The organism is Paenibacillus agaridevorans (assembly GCF_018604145.1).
Taxonomy (GTDB): domain Bacteria; phylum Bacillota; class Bacilli; order Paenibacillales; family Paenibacillaceae; genus Pristimantibacillus; species Pristimantibacillus agaridevorans.
This window is the reverse complement of record NZ_CP075889.1, coordinates 3,936,658-3,957,765: the sequence shown is the minus strand read 5'-3', so window position 1 is coordinate 3,957,765 and position 21,108 is coordinate 3,936,658. Positions and strand designations below refer to the sequence as shown.

Genomic DNA, 21,108 nt, shown 5'->3' with positions numbered 1-21,108 from the left:
CGATGATCCATTGCGAAGGACTTGTAAAAATATACAAAACAGCCGATCTCGAGGTGTTCGCTCTGCAAGGTCTCGATCTCCACATCGAATCGGGGGAGCTGATGGCCATCATCGGCAACAGCGGAAGCGGCAAGTCGACGCTGCTTAATATGCTGGGCGGACTCGATCGGCCGACGGCGGGCAAGCTGACCGTCGACGGCAAGGATATGCTCAAGTTCACCGAACGCGATCTTGTGCGCTACAAGCGGGAGAGCGTCGGCTTCGTCTGGCAAAATAATGCCCGCAACCTCATACCGTATCTCACCGCGCTCGAAAATGTAGAGCTCCCTATCCTGTTAACGGGACGGCGCAGACGGTGGAGAGCGAAGGAACTGCTCGAGGCCGTAGGACTGAGCCATCGCGAGAGCAACAAGCTGTATCAGCTCTCCGGAGGGGAGCAGCAGCGAGTCGCTATTGCCATCGCTCTGGCGAATCATCCCAAGCTGCTTCTGGCCGACGAGCCGACCGGCTCCGTCGACTCCAAGATGTCGAATCAGATTCTCGACCTGTTCCGCGAGCTGAATCGTTCGATCGGCATAACGATCGTGATCGTCACGCATGATCCGGATCTGGCGAAGAAAGTGGACCGCGTCGCGGCGATACGCGATGGCAAGATTTCTTCGGAGATGCTGCGCAAGCGCTCCTACGTCGAAGAACTGGCGGCGCTGGAGCTGGAGCAAGCGGCCGAAGAGGAGTCGCATGTGGAATATGCGATACTGGACAAAGCCGGCAGGCTTCAGGTGCCGGCAGGTTACCTGGAATCCATCGGCGTAAAAAACACCAACAAGGTTCGCGTAGAATTAAGCGAAGGGCGCATCATGCTTTTGCCTCCCGAAGGCGAAGAAGAGGAGAACTAAAATCCTACAACAAAATCGGCCTGGCCTTCAGCGACTCCTTCCGGTATTCGGAAGGGGTTGTCTGCGTTTGTTTCCGGAATATCCGGCTCAAGTAGAAGCCGTTTTCGTAGCCGCAACGCTCGGCGATGGCGTCGAGCGTCAGATTCGTCTCGGCGAGCAGCTTCTTCGCGATTCGCATCCGGATATCGGTTGCGAATTGAAGCGGGTTGAGACCGTATGCAGCGCGAAAGCGGCGCGTGAATTGAACGGGCGTCAATCCGAGCTCGGCGGCCAGCTCCTTTAATGCAAAAGGGCTGTTCGCCTGCTCCCGGATTCGCTCCGACGCCCGGCTCATGAGCGGGTCGGCGGTTTGCCGCATAAGCCCGGTCGACGTTTCGTGGACGGAGGCGTACAGATGCAGCCAGAGCTCATTTATCCAATGTTGCCTTAGCGTCTGGGCATAGGCGGGATGGATGGCATGGATGCCGGCTCGAAGCTGGTTCAGCGTATCTCTGAGGCGCGGCGTTTCTTCCGGACGATAACGGCCCGACGGCAAAGGAGGCTCAGATTGCACATCGTACGAAGGCTCTAACGCGAATGTAATAAAGTGAAAGTCGAGCTTTGTCAGCGCTTCGCGTTGAAAAGGCGTGTTCGGAGCACACAGAATCCAGTCTCCTCCGGAAGCTACGCCGCTTGATTCGCCTACAAGATAACGGAAGGAGCCATGTTCGACAAGAAACAGCGCCCAGTCCTCGTACGTATCGACGTCCAGAAGAAATTGGCTTTTGGATTTCCAGAAGGTATGCCCGCTTAGCGCCGGCATGCGGAATGAGGATGTCAAGGCATGATCCTCCTATCTTGAAATTTTGGATATTCATTATGAAATAAAATCTATTTTATACGTGTCGATGTTAGTATAACATGAAATTAAGGATACGCAGAAATGGAGGGTGCAAGAGATGAGAACAGAAACGAAAACGTATGACATAACGGTAGTCGGCGGGGGGCTTGCCGGAATATGCGCGGCGATCGCGGCAGCCAGGCTGGGGCAGCGAGTAGCGCTCGTACAAAATAGACCGGTGCTTGGTGGCAATTCCAGCAGCGAGGTGCGCGTATGGGTATGCGGCGCCACGGGACATGGCGTCAACCGTTATGCCCGCGAGAGCGGGATTATGGGCGAACTGTTCGTGGAGAATCAGTATCGTAATCCGGAAGGCAATCCTTATCTTTGGGACGCGCTGCTGCTGGAGAAGGTGAAAGCGGAACCAACGCTTGACTTGTATTTGAACACGGATGTTCATGAGGTTGACGCCGAGACGATTGCGGGCGGCGGGGAAAATCGGATCATTAAGTCCGTTACCGGCTGGATGGCGGGATCCGAACGTCGCATCACGTTCATAAGCTCTATATTCCTGGATTGTACGGGCGACGGCTTGCTTGGCTTCCTGGCAGGCGCGGCGTTCCGTATCGGACGAGAGGCGCATGCGGAATTCGGCGAAGCATGGGCGCCGGAGCAAGGGGACAATATAACGCTGGGCAGCACGATACTTTTTTACACGAAGGATACGGGACGACCGGTTCGGTATTTGGCCCCGTCTTTTGCCAAGGACATTACGCAAACTTCCATTCCGCTAAAGCGCGTCATTCGCAGCGGCGATTCCGGATGCCATTACTGGTGGATCGAGTGGGGCGGAGAGAAGGACACGGTCCACGACAACGAAGAGATCCGGGACGAGCTGTGGGCGGTTATTTACGGCATCTGGGATTACATTAAAAATTCGGGCAAGTTCGAAGCCGAGACGCTTACGCTGGAATGGGTCGGGGCATTGCCGGGCAAACGGGAGTACCGACGTTTCGAGGGCGATTACATTTTGAACCAGAACGACGTGGTCGCGCAGCTTCCGTTCGAGGACAGAGTGGCGTTCGGCGGCTGGTCGATCGACTTGCATCCGCCCCAAGGCATGTACGCGGAGAGCAAAGGGTCGAAACACTTCCATATGGACGGCATCTACCATATTCCGTTCCGCTCGCTCTACTCGCGCAACGTGACGAACATGATGATGGCGGGCCGGAACATCAGCGCGTCCCATATCGCGTTCGGCACGACGCGGGTCATGGCGACCTGCGCCGTCATCGGCGAAGCGGCGGGTACGGGCGCGGCGCTGGCCGCAAGTCAAGGCGTAGCGCCGCGAGAGCTTGCCTGGAGCGCGGTGCAGCAGCAATTATTGAAGCAGGATGCCTCCATCATTGGTCTTCGCAACGAGGATTCCCTTGATCGTGCCCGCAATGCCGCCGTGCGAGCTTCCGACACTTTGCGGCGAATCGCTGTGGAGCGTCCGTCGACGGCGTATCCGCTCCAGTCTCAGGTCGGCATGTTGTTCCCGGTCGAGCCGGCGCTGGAAGGGTTCTCGCTGCTACTGGACGCATCCGCGAACACAAGCTTGACGGTGGAGCTGTGGGGAACGGGGCGTCTCGAGAATTACATTCCCGCCGAGCGGATCGATGTTATAGAAGTTGCGCTAGAAGCAGGAGAGGCTCGGTGGGTGGACATCCCGCTGTCATGGCGACCGTCGCAGCCGGAAAATGCGTTTGTCATTGTCCGCGAGAACGAATTCGTAAGTCTGCGATTATCCGAGGAGCCTTTATTCGGAGTGCTGGGCTTCGAATATAGGCAGCAAGCGATGAAAGATTTCGATACGGACGAGAAGCTGCAGCCGATCGTCGAATGGCGGATGGGCGGTATCGTCAGACAGCCGTTTTGCATAAGGGCGCACGCCGAAACCACTGCTTACGGGGCTGAGAAGGCGACGGACGGCTACGTCAGACCGTACGGCGGACCGCATCTTTGGTCGTCGGACGTCATCACGGACGGCCGTCAGCCATGGCTGGAGCTGAGCTGGTCGGAGCCGGTCGGCGCTGTCGAGGTGCATCTCACCTTTAACGACGATGTGAACGAGGATCTGATCAATCTGCATCACCATACGACGCCGTTCGAGACCATGCCGGAGCTCGTCAAGGACTATCGCATCGAAGCTTGGGTTGACGGTGACTGGCAAGTGCTGCATAGGGAGACCGACAACCGCCGCCGCAAGCGCGTCCACGTCTTGCCTGAGACGGTTGCAACGGATAAGCTGAGGGTCGTGGCGGAGTCGATCAACGGCTGTCCGTATGCCCAGATCGTCGAAATCCGCGTATACGAAGGATGACGGTCGCGGAGCTACTTTTGGAGCTGTAGCCCGAAAAAATCGGGTTACAGGTCGATGCGTAGCGACTTTTGGAGCTGTAGCCCGAAAAAGTCGGGTTACAGGGGACCGCGGAGCGACTTTCGGAGCTGCAGCCCGAAAAAATCGGGTTACAGGTCGCCGCTGAGCTACTTTCTGAAGCAATAACACGTAAATAAGGACCGAACCCTCAGCTGAGGGTCGGTCCTTATTGGCATTGCAGCTCGCGTTAACGTTCCATAAAGCTCCAGGACGGCAGCGCGGCAGAGCGCCTCCGGACTTGGCTGCTTAGCGCAAGTAAAGACGGCTCGTGGATTCCCAGATGGCGCCTGGCGCAAGCGTTACGAGACCGATCTCTTCCGCCGGCAGATTAACGTTGGGCGCATTCACGAGGTTAAGCTGCGGCTCTGGGCAGAAGAAGCCAGGCGTCGCTTTGTTGTTCCAGATCATCCATTGCTTGTAGGCCGAGCCGACGTCATATACCAGCGTAACGCCGGCGCGATTGTCCGTAAGCTCCATTTTGTTGCGTCCGTCGCGTGTGGCGCTTGTGTAATGGTTGTCCATCGGCTGCCAGAACGGAGAGATGCCGGTTGTCTGCATCGCGACTTCTTCCTCGAGAAGCTCTTGATGACCGCCGGTAGGCAGCATACGCTCATTTAGCTCCCAACGTTTGCCTGTCGTCATCGTAAAGGTATAGTCATCAGACGTGCTGCCTGGCACGAACGGCGCGTTAAGTGTCGTATGGAATGCAATCATCGAAGGCATCGCTTCTTCGCCGTTGTTGATCACCATAACATGCTGAAGCAAGCCGTTGTTGCTCAGCGAATAACGCAGGCGAAGGGTGAAGCGATGCGGCAGGAATTGATAAATGGTGTGCGATTCGTCAACCGTAATGCTGCACTGTACATAACTTTCGGTACCGTTTACGCCGAAGTCATCGACATTCCAAGCGGCATCATGCAGGAAGCCGTGCAGATGATTGCCCGTGTTCTCTTCGTTCACCGGGAACGAATAGGTGCGGCCGTTCCATGTGAAAGTACCATCCTCATAACGGTTCGGAGGGAATAAAACCGGGATGCCATGCACGATAGGGCGGGCACGGAATTCATTCATTTCTTCAAGCGAAGGTTCTCTAAGTAAGTTATATCCTTTGGCCGTGTCGCGGAAAGCGATCAAATTAGCGCCTACCTTCGGCAGCACCGCCGCCTCGTAGGAACCCCACTTCAGCCAGATGGCGCTTTCATCATGGAATTGTCCTTCGTATGTTTGTCCTTGCTTCGTCATTGCCTATTATCCTCCTTGAATTCAATTACGCGGTTTTGGGGGTAATTATATAAGTTCACTTCTCTAGCATACCAGCGCCGGACGAAGCAAACAACCGCCCACTTCCAAGTTGGAAGGGAGCGGTTGATTGTCCAAGCCGGTGCTGCATGAAATTGTGGATTAATTATGCGAGAACTGCCGGTAAACCTGCTCGATTGCATATTGCTTGCGACGGTTTACATGAAGCTTTTTGCAGTCGGTATGCTGCGATCCGAAAAATACCGTTCCGTCCGCTACGGATCTAATCTTGCTCAGATTAATGAAACAATCCGAACTGATCTGAAAATAGTTCTTTTCTTTCATTAAGCTGCGAACTTCTTCTACAGACATACTCTTCTTTTTATTGTAGTTTCTGCCATGGAAGCTTACGAGACCTTGACTGCCCAACTTAAAGTACAGGACATCCGACTCTTGATCAAAATTCTCGTATACGTTCCTCTCGCTAAGCGCCACACTCATCATCCCAAATCCCCCTTATAAGAATTGAACTCATGAAATGTTAGCGCTTACATCATAACATATCTCCCAATAAAAGTGAAGAGGTATTGACAAAAAAAGTGTTTGTTCTGGAAGTAACATTTGTGCTATGTTCACTTTAGTTGTTAATGAATCGATGTAACTGGGGAAGGGATGACGAAATGAGTTCTAAAGGATACGTACGGGATAACGGAATACTGTACGTAGGTTCCTACGGAGAGAGACATGAGCCTACTATTCATGTATGCCGATTGGATCCGTCGAACGGAAGGCTGACGATTCTTCAGAAGATGGACGGCTTCGACAATGCTTCCTTCCTCGCGCTTCATCCCAATGGGACGAAGCTGTACGCCGTTCAGGAGGTTGCAGAGGCAGGCGGAGTCGGAGGAGGCGTCGTGGCGGCAATTGCGATTGATCCCTCTACTGGTTTGCTGGGCAGCGTAACTAGCAGCGCGTCCACGGGCGGCGAGCATCCTTGTTATGTAAGCGTCGATGCGGGCGGAACGGCGGTTTTCGCGGCCAATTATACCGGCGGCAATATTGCGGCGTTGCAGTTGAATGATGCAGGCGACATCGGCAAGCTTAGCTCGCTGATGCAGCACGTTTGCGAGCCGGGACCCGTCGCGGATCGCCAGGAGAAGTCGCATGCGCATTGTATCGCTCCTATGCCTGGGACGAACTATGTGTGCGCTGTTGATCTTGGCATGGATGCCATTATAACTTATGCCTATCGAGAATCGGACGGGACGCTGAGCAAGCGCCATGAGTGCAAGCTGACAGGCGGCTACGGACCTCGCCACATCGTCTTCCATTCCAACCTTCCCGTCGGTTATGTGACGAACGAGCTGGCATCGAGCGTAACCTTGATGCATTTCGACAAAGAAAACGGAACGCTGGCGCAAGGGGCGACCTATTCTTCTATTCCAGCTGATTACGACGGTTATAACGATTCGGCGGATCTTCATTTGTCGCCGGATGGCAAGTTTCTATACAGCTCCAACCGCGGCCATCAAAGTATTGCCGTTTTTCGCGTGGATGAGACGAGCGGAGAGCTGACAAATATACAGCATATCGGCGGTGGAGGAGAGCAGCCGCGAAATTTCGGCATTACGCCGGATGGAGCCTATGTGCTGGTCGCCAATCAGAGGAGCGGAACCATCGTCGTATTCCGTAGGGATCCGGTGAGCGGAAAGCTTGCCCCAGCGGGGCAGCAGTTGGAGCTTCCATCTCCCGTGTGCATTCGCTTCGCTTAATCAACACAACACAACAACCATCTATCAAGAAAGGCAGGTCCTGTTCCTTGTCATCAAGATCTATGGGAGCCGACGGAACCGCAAGCGCGGTAAAGAAGGCGACCATCTACACCATGTTGTTCGCGATCAGCTCCATCCATCTGCTTAACGATGCGATGCAGACGGTCGTCGTTGCGCTGTTCCCTATCTTCGAGGATACGCTGAAGCTCTCTTACGGCCAGATCGGCTGGATTGCCTTCACGTTAAATATGACCTCCTCCATCATGCAGCCGGTCGTTGGCATCTTCTCGGATAAACGCCCGACGCCATGGATGCTGCCTGCAGGGATGTTATGCAGCATGGCAGGCATGGCGGGGCTAGCAATCGCGCCGAATTATGCGTTGCTGTTGCTCTCTGTCGTCTTTGTCGGCATCGGTTCCGCCGTCTTCCATCCCGAGGGCTCGCGCGTCGTGCATCTTGCGGCAGGCAATCGCCGGGGCTTCTCGCAGTCGATTTTCCAGGTCGGCGGCAACTTCGGACAATCGCTAGGTCCCATCATGACGGCGGCGATCTTTGTACCGCTTGGCCAGCGTGGTGCGGCTTGGGGCATGCTTCTTGCGGCGGTAGCCATTGCTATATGCTTTAAGGTTGTGCCGTGGTATACAGCACGGCTGGCGGAGCATGGCGGGAGGGTGCCGAAGAAAAAAGCAGCATCCGCTGGTACAACAGGAGCGGGAACGGGAAGCAAAGTCATCGTTATAGCTTTATCCATTCTCCTGCTTGTCGTATTCGCAAGATCCTGGTATGCGGCCGCAATCGGCAATTTTTATCAATTTTATGCAAGGGACGAATACGGCCTGACGATTCAGGCTGCACAAATTCCGTTGTTCCTGTTCATGATCTTCGGCGTGCTTGGCACGTTTACGGGCGGATTGATGGCGGATCGGATCGGCCGCAAAAAGATGATGCTCATCTCTATTCTCGGAGCCGCTCCGTTTGCGTTGCTGCTGCCTCATTTAACTTTGTTCTGGGTTTATCCGGTCATGGCAATTATGGGTTTCATTCTGCAATCCGGCTTCTCCGTCAGCGTCGTATATGCTCAGGAGCTTATGCCGGGCAGAGTCGGCATGGCATCCGGTATGATTACCGGACTTGCCTTCGGTATGGGGGCGTTGGGCTCGGTTGTGCTCGGCAATGTGGCCGATGCTCAAGGAATGGCGTTTGTGATGACGCTCGCAAGCTTCCTGCCTGTCGTCGGACTGCTGGCCATTATGCTGCCTAAGGACCGCAGAGAAGTATAAACGCGGCAATCGCAAATTTACTTCGAGGAAATGATTGACAAAAGCTGCGCCAATGACGTACCATCGAAGTAGATATTCGTCGAAATAGAGAGAACTTTTACAGGAAGCGAAGCACGCTTTCTCCTTGAAAACTCAGGGAGAGGCGTGCTTTTTTGTCGTGAAGCAAGAAAAAAACAATTGGCAAGGAGTGTAAAAACATGTTAAAACATAGACGTATTGTATATTTTGGGTTGACGGCGCTGCTGCTCGGGGCCTGTGTAGGCATGAGTAACGGTATCAGGAAGGCTTCTGCCGAAGTTGCCCAGACTGTCCAAATCGTGAAGGAATACGAAATGACCAATAAAGTCGACTATGTCGAATTCATGATCGAAGGCAGTCAAGGCGAATTTGTGGTGACGGTTCAACTGCCGGACGGTCATCGCGTGGGCAATCTGAAGGGGAAGAGGACGACATCAGACAGCCAGGAAAGCTGGCGCGTTATCTGGGGAATGGAAAAGGCGGCGTCGGGCCTATATACCTTTACGATTACAGCCCCGCAAAGCGGCTATTACAATTTGTCCGTGGATATTCCTTTATTTCGGGATATGGTGGGACATTGGGGCCGTGAGGAAGTATCCGATTATGTACGCAGGGGAATTGTAAGTGGTTATGGAGACGGTACGTTTCGACCTGAATCAGCCGTGACGGGCGAAGAGTTGGCGAAATTGCTCGTCATGACGCTTACCGATGAACAACCGAATGGGAAGCGGCAATGGAGACGAGAATTTCGTTGGAGAATGACAAACGAAGAGAGAGCAAGCCTATTAGGGCAACAGGAGTATGATTTTTCTGCAGCTCATGGTGTTGTATGGTCCAAGCCTTATGTAGCGGCGATTGATGATCTTGGCGTACGTATGCCTGGCAGCATAAAGGAGCCGATGTCAAGGCAAGATGTAGCGTTGATGATAGCGGACGTTATGAGGCTTATAGATGATAAACGTCCCAAAGAGTATACCTACAAAGACACGTCATCATTATCGCGTGAGTCGCAGGATGCGATAACGCTGGCGAGTCATTTTGCGATATTTGGCGGATATCCCGATGGAACATTCCAGCCTGCAAGAGCAGTAACCCGCGCGGAAGCGGTAAAGGTGTTATCGCGATTAGAATCTTATTTGACCAGTTGAGAGGGGAAGCAAGGAATGCAGCGTACGAAATGGATGTTAACGATTAGTTTGGTATTTTCACTGACGTTTGGGGGAACAGGAGCTGCTAACGCAGAGCAGGATGGCGCAGCCGAGGAAACAACCGGGGTTGATGCACTTCCTTTTTCGGATATAGCTGGGCATTGGGCGAAGGATGCTATATTGCAAGCTTATCAAGCTGGCTTTGTTGAGGGATTCGAGGACGGGACGTTCCGGCCGAACGATATTGTAAAGGCTGACCAGTTTATTGCTATGATTTTGCGGGCTTACAGCGTTACCAAGAACGGTAAGACTGAATTCGACCCGAGCTGGTTAGCTCTATTAGACAAAGATAGACCCGGATTTTCTCATAGAATAAAAAATGCTTTGTCTGCAACCAAATTCAATTTTCAAAATGCATCCTCTGGATATTGGGCTACTCCTTATGTGAATTTCTTGTTTGATGCCAAAGTCTTGTATGAAATCGATCAACTGTTCCCAAAAAACTATAGTCTGTTTCAAAAACAACTTAAACGCGATGCTTCTTCTTATCTTATAGGTGCATGGTTTGTAAAGGCAGAAGGTAGTTATGACTCGAAATATCAAAACTACGTTCTTAGCAAGAATGAGTTAAAAGATATGAACAATTTCTCTCAATATACAGAAGGGTACAAAGCTACCATATTAATTTCTGGTTTAATGAATGGATATCCAAATGGATACTTTTATCCTCAAAGATATGTTACAAGAGCCGAGGCTTTAACAATGGTGTTAAGGCTAAGAGATAAGACCTTAAGGAAACCCTTTCAACCAAGCTTAAATGGATTAATCTACTCAACTAACAGCGGCAGGATATATTTGTATGACAGCAAGTATGCACTTGATATGTATACCGAGATGGTTGAGTTAGCAAAAAAACACGTTACCGAAGGCCATTTCAATCTTTTCGGCGGAGACACTGTTGAAGTGTTTTCAACTAAGGATGTTTTTGAAAAGAATGTTTATTTCACCGAAACTGGCCAATACCATTTACGCCCGGATGATGAGCTGACAGCATTCGTATATAGAGATGGTTCTCGAAAACTGGGGTTCAGTTATCCCGTACCTTCAACATTTGAAAGCAGTAAAGATTACTTGAATGCACTTTACGAGTTGTTAGCTGGAAACGGGAAAGGTAAGGACCTGCGAAAAAAAATAGAAGCATATATCGTTGAGACTGCAGAAAAGGACTTTAGTTTTAATGGCAAAAATTTCTCATATCGCGAAATTGCAAAACGTTATGAAATCACAATTAAGTACTGACGATTGGTGGGGATTAATGTGAATCGAATCCGAAAAATCTTATTTTCATCAATGGCCTTACTTTGTTTTTTTTCCTTGTTCATTTTTACTGAATGGACTTTTCAAACCGCATCTGCCGCGGATAATCCGCCCCCATTGACTATTAACGGTTATTCCAACCGATGCGGTTATAACCCGATTCCAAGTGTTGATGGTTATATTCCCGAAGGCGTACCACCTTGTAGTACAAATGGTTTTAAATTTAACTCCAAGTATTATTATCAAAACACATGGCCTGAAGGCAGCTCGACACCATTAGCAGGACAAAGAAGACTTGAAGTCTACGGTGATGTTAAATCCGTAAAGAGTATTCAGGAATTTAAAAAAGGATGGCAAAAAACCGGTCCAAATACAATTGATTACACGAATGGTCACTTTATGGGAACTGATCCCAAGACGGGTAATACCGTTCGCGGAGAATATAGATACTTAGGATTTACACGAGATGGCAACGAATTTTCCAATATTCATTTTATTGTAGATTCCGATTCTGGAAATATACTCGCTTCGAAGCATTGGGTTTATCTACCTTGGACTCAATTACCCAATGATTACAAATATAAGCCGGGATCTCCTGGAGCAATTTACGGAAATATAGCTAATAATGTGACGGGAGATAAATTTGATTATCTCGTAGGCATTTTAAATAACGCACTAGGATTTAAAATTTCTCAAGGTGTAAAATATGCAGATAGATACAGAGTACTGAGCTCGGCTGACTTAGATAATCAAGACCCCCGAAACTACATGTCCATCGACCAAGAGCCCTCAGCAAGAGCAGGCGGGTTCGGGAATATGTATCATTATAGCTGGGAATCGCACTCCACGTGGTATCATACATATGCTTTGCCCAAACTTGCACCTGAACAAAAAAAGCAAACACCAGCACTTTGTACGGCACAGCCAGTGAGCAAAGATCCCATACCGATCGGCAAAAGCAAAATCGTTAAAGTAGAAATGATAGTAACCGGCACGCTTCAAGATGACATGTATTTTGGAGGTCGTGCTACTGAAGCGGAGTATTATACCCGCAAGGACATTGATTACTGGCGACTGGACATGAAAGATCCAATTGCAAGTACATATATTCAGAAAGCTTCAAACAAATACAGCGATGGGGTTGTGTTGAAGAGCAATCAATCAAGTGCGACCTTCACGATTGAAGTAGATACTTCGAAGCTCGATAAAACCAGCGATGACGTTTGGTTGTACAAATCCCACGCAGGAGCCTTCATCGTCTACACGAACCATACATATAATACGCCGTCTACCGCAGGACAATATTGCAATTTTCAAATTGAATTCGAACCCACGGAAAAACAGCCAATGCTCAGCGATTTTGGCGTTATCCCTGAGATTCAATTTGATCGAAAATCCCAATTCACTAGCCTAATGGTAGGTTATGAAGATTTTTCTTATGGGTCTGATGCAGATTACTACGAGTTCGAAATTATAAATAAAGATGATGGAACAACAGTATCTCGTAAATACGATCCTGCAATACCCGAAGTAAAAGCGCCAAAAGCAGGGCATTTGGATCAAAAGGCTGTCGAACAATGGCTCTACAACTTTATGGCATCGAAATTCGCCGCAGATATGGTAACGGAGCCTGTAAAAAAAACGTTTGAAATCAAACAAAAGATTGTAGATAAGGATGCCGCCGTCAATCAATCATCTGAAAGGATTCGTACTGTTGTCATTACACAAGTACCCTATGTGTACAGTTGTGAGCAGGAAGCTTGGCCGGCACCGCCGCAGTTTATTACGCCAGAAGCGGACTGGCCGCTTGATTGGTATGATGTAGTTCCCTTTCCTGTGACAGATGGCGAACCAGATATAATTCCCCATCGAGGCTGCGAAGATCCTGCAGGTTATGATGAGTTTACAAAACGCGTGTTTATCGATGGTTCTGAGATCAACGCAACTGCCTTTTACCGAGGGGATTATATTTTCGGAGAAAACAAGCTTGGAATACGCGAGGTTAAGACAACTTTTACAGCACCGGACGGAAGCGAATCTTTTAAGATTCAACATGTGGTTGTTCATAAGTCGAAACCAAACGTTGCTATTAAACTCGAAGGACTTTATAAGCAAAACAGAACAATGATCGCACTTGACCAGTCAAAAGCAAGTAACGATCAATGGGTGGAGCAGAACGCGCCCCTTGAAATCACATCGTTTAGTTTCGTCAAACCAAATGATCTGAATTTAAAATGCCGAGTAGGCTTTTGTGAATCCAACACATCGGAAAAACAATATATGTATAAGGAAACGGGCAGCTATCAAATCAGCATAGCAGCAAAAAGGGTCATTCCGTATGGCAATGGAAAATCCATTACTCGTTATTCTGATCCGTATGTGGTCGATTATGAAATACTTCCCGACCATGAACCAGCAGTAATAGCTCATGCTTACGAATCCCAAATTAGCCGTCTGGATCAACTTAAGCTCTTTTATGATGCCGTTAGCACGGATGGCGACTTTATTTCGGAGAAACGATTAGAGGTCCACTACGATTCAAACAACGATGGTACCATGGACGAAATCGTCTTCCAGTCCAACGGTGATCTTTCGGAACTTCCCGTATTCGAGAAGCTTGGTCAGTATAAAATCGTTGCTTATGCGAAAGAAAGTACAAACCAAGATCGACTAATGGAGTTTATTACGCCTGGTGACAACAAAACGAAAACAATAGAATCGTATTTCTTTGTCGACAATTATTCTCCTTCAAGCGACTTATACTTGGATATTCCAACGCAAAAGCCCGATATGGATATTTACTTCATGTTGGATTCCAACTTAAAGCAATCATCCACAGATTATATTCGAGGAAACGGTGTCACACTCACAAATGCCTTCACCCAAGCGAACATGTTAGCGAATCTAAGCATTTGGGATATGAAGACCTATACAGATACTATATCAGCTAGTACAAGCAATGGTACCGGCACTTCTTACCCCAGCAGCACTTATTACTATTCATCAAATGGTTATTCAGGCACGTTGTCGCTATACAGCACATCCAACAGTCCTTATACGCGAGATGAGGGTAAATTCGTCAAAGTGACGGACTCCAAAACCGGTACAGGAACATGTTCGAGTTCAGTAACGACTTACTATGATTCTAAAGGAAATTACAAAGATTCGAGCTCATGGAATAATTGCGGATCTTCACAGTATTATAGCGACGGTAAATACTCAGGTACCATTGGCCGATCCGGCGAGTCGCCAAATGGTCCAAGCTGCGGACCAACGGGCACTCCAAATGGATCATGTTCACGTGGTTGGACAGCCTACTATAGCGGGACGGTTTATTGGACACATGATGTGTGGGAACCCAGGGAAGTATCGTACGATAGCTATACTGGCTTCTATAGTGGGAGCATATCCAAGGCTATTCGACAACGGTACGATAATTCATTTATGAGGTCCGTGCCAGCCAAATATGTGATCTACATCTCTGACAATCAGGCATCGCAGCTCTCGGATTTGCAAAATGTGATTAACAAAAACGAAGCGAAACTCATCATCGTGGGATCGCATGTTTTCCGATCGCAGATATCGCATGACCATTTTATCTCTAATACGGGGGCGATAGAAGATGTTGTAGCTTCCGTCATCAGTTACATAGCTGAAAGCAATCCTGCCGTACCTAAAGTTCTAAAGCTGGTCGGAGATGAAATCGAAACGAGAACGGCGACATTCGACTATGAGTCCGACTCTATACCGACGGTTAGCGATCAGCTTCAAATCATACAGGATCCTCAATATTATGACAACAGCACGGGCTTTGAATCCATTAACGGAAAGCAGCTCATCGCCGTCAAAAACAATAACAATTGGTTTCCGTACCAGTCCAAGGTTACGTTAAGCAGACCCGGCAAATATCAGTTCATTCGGCGCGTAAAGGATAAGCCGACGACCGATCCGAATTTCAGCGAATACGGCTATTTTTCCAACGAATCCGTCGTTGAAGTGATTGTGCATCGCAAGCCCATCCCAGATGTCATCCTGGATTTCGACTACGTGCCCGCATCGAATATGTACAAGACGACATGGATCGATGCCAGTTACGATCTGGATCATAATATAACGCGAGCGGCGACGGATCGGGGCATTCAAGCGCGATCGATCATGCTCACGAAGCAAGGAAGCGGCGAAGTATGGACGCGAATTCCTTCCGAGCTGTCTTCGGGGACTTACATCTTGGACTATAGAGTTCAGGATATCGAAGGAGAATGGTCGGATCCGATTGTACGGACCTATGTACTGCCAGAGACGGTTCCCGTTCAGCTGAAGTCTAACCTGCGGACGCAAGATGAAAATTTTTCGCTGAATAACGTTCCTGCAAGCGAGAAGCTTGTAGCTCACGAACTATGGACCAGATTCCCCTATTCCGTCGCCCTCTCTCTTTCTATGGGAGGTTATATTAATAAGTCCATTCCGTATTATACGGGAAGCAGGAGCGGCAACGATATTGCCTGGAATGATGAGACGCTCGTTATTCCGAATACGACGCCGGATGGTTTGTACAGTTTCAAGATACGGGCTAACGGCTCCGTGGCAGGTTCTTATGCGGAGAATACGTATAACGTCCGCGTAAGCACTCCGATTAATCTTAACGGCAGTATCGATTCGATGAATGGCTTAAGCCGCAATCTGCTTACCTTAACCGTTGGAGAATCGTATAGGCTCGCGGCTTCCACCACCAAATATCCGGATTCCGCAGTGAACGGCAACGCGACGACGGTTACAGCTTTCAAAGGCACGCCATACCAACGGACGATTACATTAACCTCGACGACAAACTCCACGTCGGGAATCGGAAGCAAAAGCTGGAGCAATCAATTGACGATTGCGGCGATACCTGACGGCTCCTATACGTTCGAATGGACCGCCAGAACGCCGAATGGCAATGTGCAGACGGTTGCGAAGACTGTCGTTGTAATGAATAACCGTCCGCCGACGCCGGGGTTTAGTTGGTCGCCGAATCCGGTCTACGAGGGAGATACGGTGACATTCCGCAGCCTGGCGAGCGATCCGGATCGTGATCCGATTACAGTGGCCTATGAATTGACGAGCCCAACCGGCGTTCGTCAAAGCTATAGCTTTAATTTGACCTATCCTTATTCGACTGCCGCTCCGGTTAGGCGGATGACTGAAACGGGAGCATGGAAGATGCGGCAGACCGTGACGGATGGGCGCTCCGCACCTGTTATGCTTAATCAGACTATTCAAGTGCTTCCTCTGACGCTGTCAGGGAACGTAGGACATACGGATGCATGGAATGAGCGAAGGCAGGCTTATAACTTGAAGGAAAGCGGGAACCCGGAGTCGCCTCGAGGTTACAATGTGTTCTGGGCAGGCGAGAGACTGATGCTGCAGGCGGGTACGACAGCAACCCCGACCGCAACGAAAGCGATCAGGGTGGAAGCGACGTTCGGCAATCGGAAGACAACTCTGAGCGCTGTAGGATCTACGAGCAGCATTTGGAAAGGGGAGATGTGGGACGATGCGATGGAGAAGCTCCCGGACGGTCCCGCAACGATTACATTCGTCGCCTTTTATAGCAATGGCACGACCAAGACAACCAACGTCTCCATTATTTTCGAAGGGAATATATCCGATACGGTTGGCGTTCATCGGGTCAAATAACGGACTTACCAGGCAATAACGGCTGCAGCGGAAGCGTGACATCGAGAGTCGTTCCCTCACCGGGGACGCTCTCTACTTGAATCGACCCTTGATGGAGCTCAACGATTCGCTTGACGATCGATAAGCCGAGCCCGTTGCCTTCTATGGTTCGCGTGCGTTGCTTGTCCCCCTTGTAAAATCGTTCGAAAATGCGGGCCTGATCCTCGCGCGGTATGCCGATTCCCGTATCGCTGATCCGTACGGTAATCTCACCTTCGTTCTTTACCGATTGGATGGTGATCCGTCCATGGGGAGGCGTAAATTTGATAGCGTTATGCAGCAGGTTCAGCCAAACCTGGCTTAGCAACTCCGCATTCCCGTGCATGATAACTTCCGCCAGCTCGAGTTCGATGTCCTGCTCCTTCTCCAACCATTGAGGTTCGCTTGCCAGGACGATCTCTGTTAGCTGCTTGTCGAGACTAAACGGCGCCATGTCCCATTGGACATGGTCCGACTCGAGCGAAGTCAGCTTCATTAAGTTGTCGCTAAGCCCGGAGAGTCGAATCGTCTCCTTTTCGATGATGGACAAATAATGTTGTTGTTCTTCGCGCGTCAGCCCGTCTTGTTGCAGCATGCTTGCAAATCCGCGAATAGAGGTGAGCGGCGATTGAATCTCATGCGACACGTTGGATATAAACTGCTGCCTGAGCTGCTCCACCTGCTTCAGCTCCTGCGTCATCTCGTTAATGGAGTCGACGAACTCTCCAAGCTGGGAGTGATTGCGGAATTTGCCTTCCTGGTCGACGATGACGCTAAAGTCGCCTTTGGCGATTTTGCGAAAAGCGATAAGCATCTCGTTCCAGACAATCATCTGCTTCGGGCGTGTAATAAAGTTAATAAGCAGCGCCGTGATGACGAACAAGAGAACGCCGAGCCCCCATACTGCCAAATGAACGTAATAATCGTTCCAGCGTAGTCCTCGGTAATCATAGAACCACATGAACAGGAAGTAAGCGCTCGTGTAGACGGCGGCGCAGAACAATATGACTGAGATGATTGCAATTGCGCCCTTCCAAATGAAGAGGCCAAGCGACGGTCTGCGATTCTCCTTGTCCGTTCTTCTCATCCCGTAGCCTCCGTCTCCAGCCGGTAGCCGAGTCCGCGAATCGTACTGATCTTGATCAAGGCATTCCAGTCGGCGAATCGTTCGCGCAGGCGGTTAACATGCACGTCAAGCGTACGTTCGTTGCCATCGAAGTCGTAGCCCCATACCGATTCTATCAAAGAACCCCGCGACAGCGTTCTGCCGGTATGGCTCATAAGCATGAACAAGAGCTCGAATTCCTTGGGCGGTATGTTATGGGGGGCGCCATTCACCTTCAACTGATAGGTTCCGCGATCCATCATTATCCCGCCAGCGGCTATCTGCTGAGAGGCGGCAATACGATATCTCTTAAGCAAAGCTCTTACCCGCACGGCTAATTCGGCCGGGTCGAAAGGTTTCACGAGATAATCGTCCGCTCCGATATGAAAGCCGCGGAGCTTGTCGTTCAGCTCACCCTTGGCCGTAAGCATCAGGATAGGGAGGTCATGATCCTTGCGCAAGCGGCGGCATAACTCCCATCCGTCCATAATCGGCATCATCAGATCGATGATGGCCATATCGGCCGGCGAAGCTTCCATCAGCGCCATAGCCTCTGCTCCATCACTCGTTTCGTTGACCGAATACCCTTCTTTTTCCAGGATTAGCCTTACAAGCTCGCGGATATGAGGGTCATCGTCAGCTACCAAAATGTATCCCAATTAACGCACCTCCAAACAGTGAGCTTTTTCCCTGTTATAGTTGGTCTTAATGTTAGAAGAATACATCCCTCATGTAAACGGAATTTAAACGAAGGGGTTACACGCTTCGCACTTTGGCAAAAAAATCGCTGATGGCATAATAAGCAGCGCCTCTTACGGCGGACTGCTCCTGCAATTCCGCGAATAATATGCTTAGCTGCGCCCGATGGTAGGGAAGCGAACGGGCGGCGACGGCTTCGCGCATAGCGGGGCCGATCCATGTCGCGGCGCTGCTCATGCGATTGCCGACGATGACAACATCGGGATTAAACACGTTAACGATGTTGGCGATGCCGACACCCATATAGGACCCGATGTCGCTAAACAATTGCCGTACTCGCTCATCCCCTTGCTCCGCGGCTTTGAGCAGTTGTCCGAGACTTGCGTAACCAAGCGATGAAGCCTGCTCGAGCAAAGCGTTCTCGGAGGCGTACAGCTCCCAGCAGCCTTGATTGCCGCAACTGCAAGGCTTGCCGTCGTACTGAATGGACAAATGGCCAAGTTCGCCGGAGAAGCCGGAAGCGCCTTTAAACAATTCTTTGTTTAAAATGATGCCGGTGCCGATCCCGATTCCGACGCTCACGTAGATCTGATTGCGAATCCCGCGACCGGCTCCATAGGTTTGCTCGCCTTGCGCGCCTGCGTTCGCTTCGTTGTCGATCGTGACGGAGAGGCTGTAGCGACTCTCAAGCATTTGCTTCAAGGCAACCTGCTTTAGCCTCATGTTCGGAGCGAACAGGATGACGCCTTGATCATCCACGATGCCCGGGACACCGACCCCGATACCCACGATGCCATAGGGGCTATCCGGAGCTTGCTTTATAAGGCCGTCGATGCAGCCGGTCAACTGCTCCAGCGGTAATTCCTGATTGGCTCGTCCAAGCTCGATATGAGCGTCGGCAATGACTCCTCCCGCCAGATCGGTCAGAATGCCTCTTATATAGTTGACGCCGAGATCAATGCCCACCGCATAGCCAGCTTTCTCATTAAATAAAAGCATGACGGGTTTGCGTCCGCCGCTGGACTCCCCAGGTCCGATCTCGTAGACAAGATGGGCGTCGATCAAATCCAGTACGAGGCTGGATACGGTAGCCTTGTTTAGGCCAGTCCGCTCCGATATGCCTGCACGCGATAGCGGCGCATGCTTAAGGACGGCATCGAGCACGATAGAAGTGTTCATTTTTTTGATGAGGGCAAGGTCGCCCGTGGGTTTCGTTGGCACGCGTAACGTTCTCCTGTCTATGATTATCCGTAGTCGATGATTCTTGTACGGAAAGTATACCATAAACCTTAGTTTGTTTAATAGACAAACTAAGTGTGTTTGTGTTATTCTGCATGTAGAAGGAAAACGCATTCATCCCAAAGGAGGAGTTATTACTTATGAGTTACTTCAAAAACATTCCGGCAATCGCATTCGAAGGGAAAGGCTCCGACAATCCGCTTGCATTTAAACATTATGATCCGTCCCAGGTCGTGCTTGGCAAAACCATGGAAGAACATCTTCGTTACGCGGTTGCTTACTGGCACACGTTCAACGCTAACGGCACGGATCCGTTCGGTTCCGGCACGATGGTGCGCGGCTGGGATCAATTCGACGGTCTGGATCGTTCCAAAGCCCGCGTAGAAGCGAACTTCGAATTCATGGAGAAGCTGAACATTCCTTACTACTGCTTCCATGATATCGACATCGCTCCGGAAGGCGCTACGTTGCAAGAAACGAACAAAAACCTCGATGTCATCGTGGCGTTGCTGAAGGAAGCTATGAACGCTTCCGGCAAAAAGCTGCTTTGGAACACGGTTAACATGTTCACGAATCCTCGCTTTGTTCATGGCGCAGGCACGACTTGCAACGCGGACGTATACGCATATGCAGGCGCGCAATTGAAGAAAGGCCTGGAAGTCGGCAAGGAGCTCGGTGCGGAGAACTACGTATTCTGGGGCGGCCGCGAAGGCTACGAAACGCTGCTGAACACGGACATGGGCTTCGAGCTCGATAACCTCGCCCGCCTTTACCATATGGCGATCGATTATGCGAACGAAATCGGATTCGACGCGCAATTCCTGATCGAGCCGAAGCCGAAGGAGCCGACGAAACATCAATACGACTTCGACGCGGCAACGACAATCTCGTTTTTGCAGAAATACGGTCTGCAAGACAAGTTCAAGTTGAACCTGGAAGCGAATCACGCTACGCTTGCCGGCCACACGTTCGAGCATGAGATCCGCACGGCGGCTATCAACGGCATGCTGGGATCGCTTGACGCAAACCAAGGCGACCTGCTGCTGGGCTGGGATACGGACGAATTCCCTACGGATCTGTACTCCACGACGCTGACGATGTACGAAGTACTGAAAGCCGGCGGCCTGGGCCGCGGCGGCGTGAACTTTGACGCCAAAGTGCGTCGCGGCTCTTTCGAAGACCAGGATCTTTTCCTTGCGCATATCGCGGGCATGGACAGCTTCGCTTGGGGACTGAAAGCAGCTGCCAAGCTGATCGAGAACCGTACGCTGGACAGCATCGTAGATCACCGTTACCGCAGCTTCAAAGAAGGCATTGGCGCCGACATTGTAGCCGGCCGCGCCACGTTGAAGTCGCTTGAGCAATATGCGCTGCAAAACAATCCGATCGTAAACGAGTCCGGCCGTCAAGAGCGTATTCGTCTTATGTTAAGCGAAGTTATTTTTAGCGTATAAACGGG

At 50.5% G+C, this 21,108-nt stretch carries 14 protein-coding genes; 8 read left to right on the top strand and 6 right to left on the bottom strand.

The window, feature by feature from the left end; translation table 11 throughout:
• Positions 1-2 precede the first annotated feature (2 nt).
• Complete coding sequence (locus tag KJW29_RS16735) at positions 3-896, top strand: ABC transporter ATP-binding protein (RefSeq protein WP_214630617.1); 894 nt, start codon at positions 3-5, stop codon at positions 894-896.
• A 4-nt stretch (positions 897-900) separates the two neighbouring features.
• Here the strand turns inward: KJW29_RS16735 and KJW29_RS16730 are convergent, their stop codons facing one another.
• A complete protein-coding gene (locus KJW29_RS16730; protein ID WP_214630616.1) occupies positions 901-1,716 on the bottom strand; it encodes an AraC family transcriptional regulator in 816 nt (271 codons plus the stop codon).
• Between the two features lie 118 nt (positions 1,717-1,834).
• On the opposite strand from KJW29_RS16730, the gene KJW29_RS16725 reads away from it, so the two are divergent.
• Complete coding sequence (locus KJW29_RS16725; protein ID WP_214630615.1) at positions 1,835-4,081, top strand: FAD-dependent oxidoreductase; 2,247 nt, start codon at positions 1,835-1,837, stop codon at positions 4,079-4,081.
• Between the two features lie 303 nt (positions 4,082-4,384).
• On the opposite strand, the gene KJW29_RS16720 is transcribed toward KJW29_RS16725, so the two are convergent.
• Both KJW29_RS16720 and KJW29_RS16715 read right to left on the bottom strand, forming a co-directional pair.
• Complete coding sequence (locus KJW29_RS16720) at positions 4,385-5,380, bottom strand: aldose 1-epimerase (RefSeq protein ID WP_214630614.1); 996 nt, start codon at positions 5,378-5,380, stop codon at positions 4,385-4,387.
• Positions 5,381-5,539: 159 nt separating this feature from the next.
• The gene (locus tag KJW29_RS16715) at positions 5,540-5,881 is read right to left on the bottom strand and encodes a hypothetical protein (RefSeq protein WP_087566099.1); all 342 of its coding nucleotides are present in this window, start codon (positions 5,879-5,881) and stop codon (positions 5,540-5,542) included.
• Positions 5,882-6,057: 176 nt separating this feature from the next.
• On the opposite strand from KJW29_RS16715, the gene KJW29_RS16710 reads away from it, so the two are divergent.
• From KJW29_RS16710 to KJW29_RS16690, 5 genes are all read left to right on the top strand, one after another.
• The gene (locus tag KJW29_RS16710) at positions 6,058-7,149 is read left to right on the top strand and encodes a lactonase family protein (protein ID WP_214630613.1); all 1,092 of its coding nucleotides are present in this window, start codon (positions 6,058-6,060) and stop codon (positions 7,147-7,149) included.
• Between the two features lie 62 nt (positions 7,150-7,211).
• A complete protein-coding gene (locus KJW29_RS16705; protein ID WP_214631176.1) occupies positions 7,212-8,429 on the top strand; it encodes an MFS transporter in 1,218 nt (405 codons plus the stop codon).
• A 197-nt stretch (positions 8,430-8,626) separates the two neighbouring features.
• A complete protein-coding gene (locus tag KJW29_RS16700) occupies positions 8,627-9,595 on the top strand; it encodes an S-layer homology domain-containing protein (protein WP_214630612.1) in 969 nt (322 codons plus the stop codon).
• A gap of 15 nt (positions 9,596-9,610) precedes the next feature.
• Complete coding sequence (locus tag KJW29_RS16695) at positions 9,611-10,894, top strand: S-layer homology domain-containing protein (RefSeq protein WP_214630611.1); 1,284 nt, start codon at positions 9,611-9,613, stop codon at positions 10,892-10,894.
• Between the two features lie 51 nt (positions 10,895-10,945).
• Positions 10,946-16,588 (top strand): Athe_2463 domain-containing protein, encoded by a 5,643-nt coding sequence (locus KJW29_RS16690; protein ID WP_425517560.1) that lies wholly within the window; start codon positions 10,946-10,948, stop codon positions 16,586-16,588.
• On the opposite strand, the gene KJW29_RS16685 is transcribed toward KJW29_RS16690, so the two are convergent.
• The 3 genes from KJW29_RS16685 to KJW29_RS16675 all read right to left on the bottom strand — a co-directional run bounded on the left by KJW29_RS16685 (position 16,581) and on the right by KJW29_RS16675 (position 19,589).
• Complete coding sequence (locus tag KJW29_RS16685) at positions 16,581-17,693, bottom strand: sensor histidine kinase (protein WP_214630609.1); 1,113 nt, start codon at positions 17,691-17,693, stop codon at positions 16,581-16,583. The genes KJW29_RS16690 and KJW29_RS16685 overlap by 8 nt on opposite strands.
• Entirely contained in the window at positions 17,690-18,370 is a 681-nt protein-coding gene (locus tag KJW29_RS16680; protein ID WP_214630608.1) for a response regulator transcription factor, read from the bottom strand. The genes KJW29_RS16685 and KJW29_RS16680 overlap by 4 nt, the downstream gene beginning before the upstream one ends.
• 97 nt (positions 18,371-18,467) lie before the next feature.
• A complete protein-coding gene (locus tag KJW29_RS16675) occupies positions 18,468-19,589 on the bottom strand; it encodes an ROK family transcriptional regulator (protein ID WP_246608853.1) in 1,122 nt (373 codons plus the stop codon).
• Positions 19,590-19,789: 200 nt separating this feature from the next.
• Between KJW29_RS16675 and xylA the strand changes: the two genes are divergently transcribed.
• Complete coding sequence (gene xylA, locus KJW29_RS16670) at positions 19,790-21,103, top strand: xylose isomerase (protein ID WP_214630606.1); 1,314 nt, start codon at positions 19,790-19,792, stop codon at positions 21,101-21,103.
• The last annotated feature ends 5 nt before the right edge of the window (positions 21,104-21,108 follow it).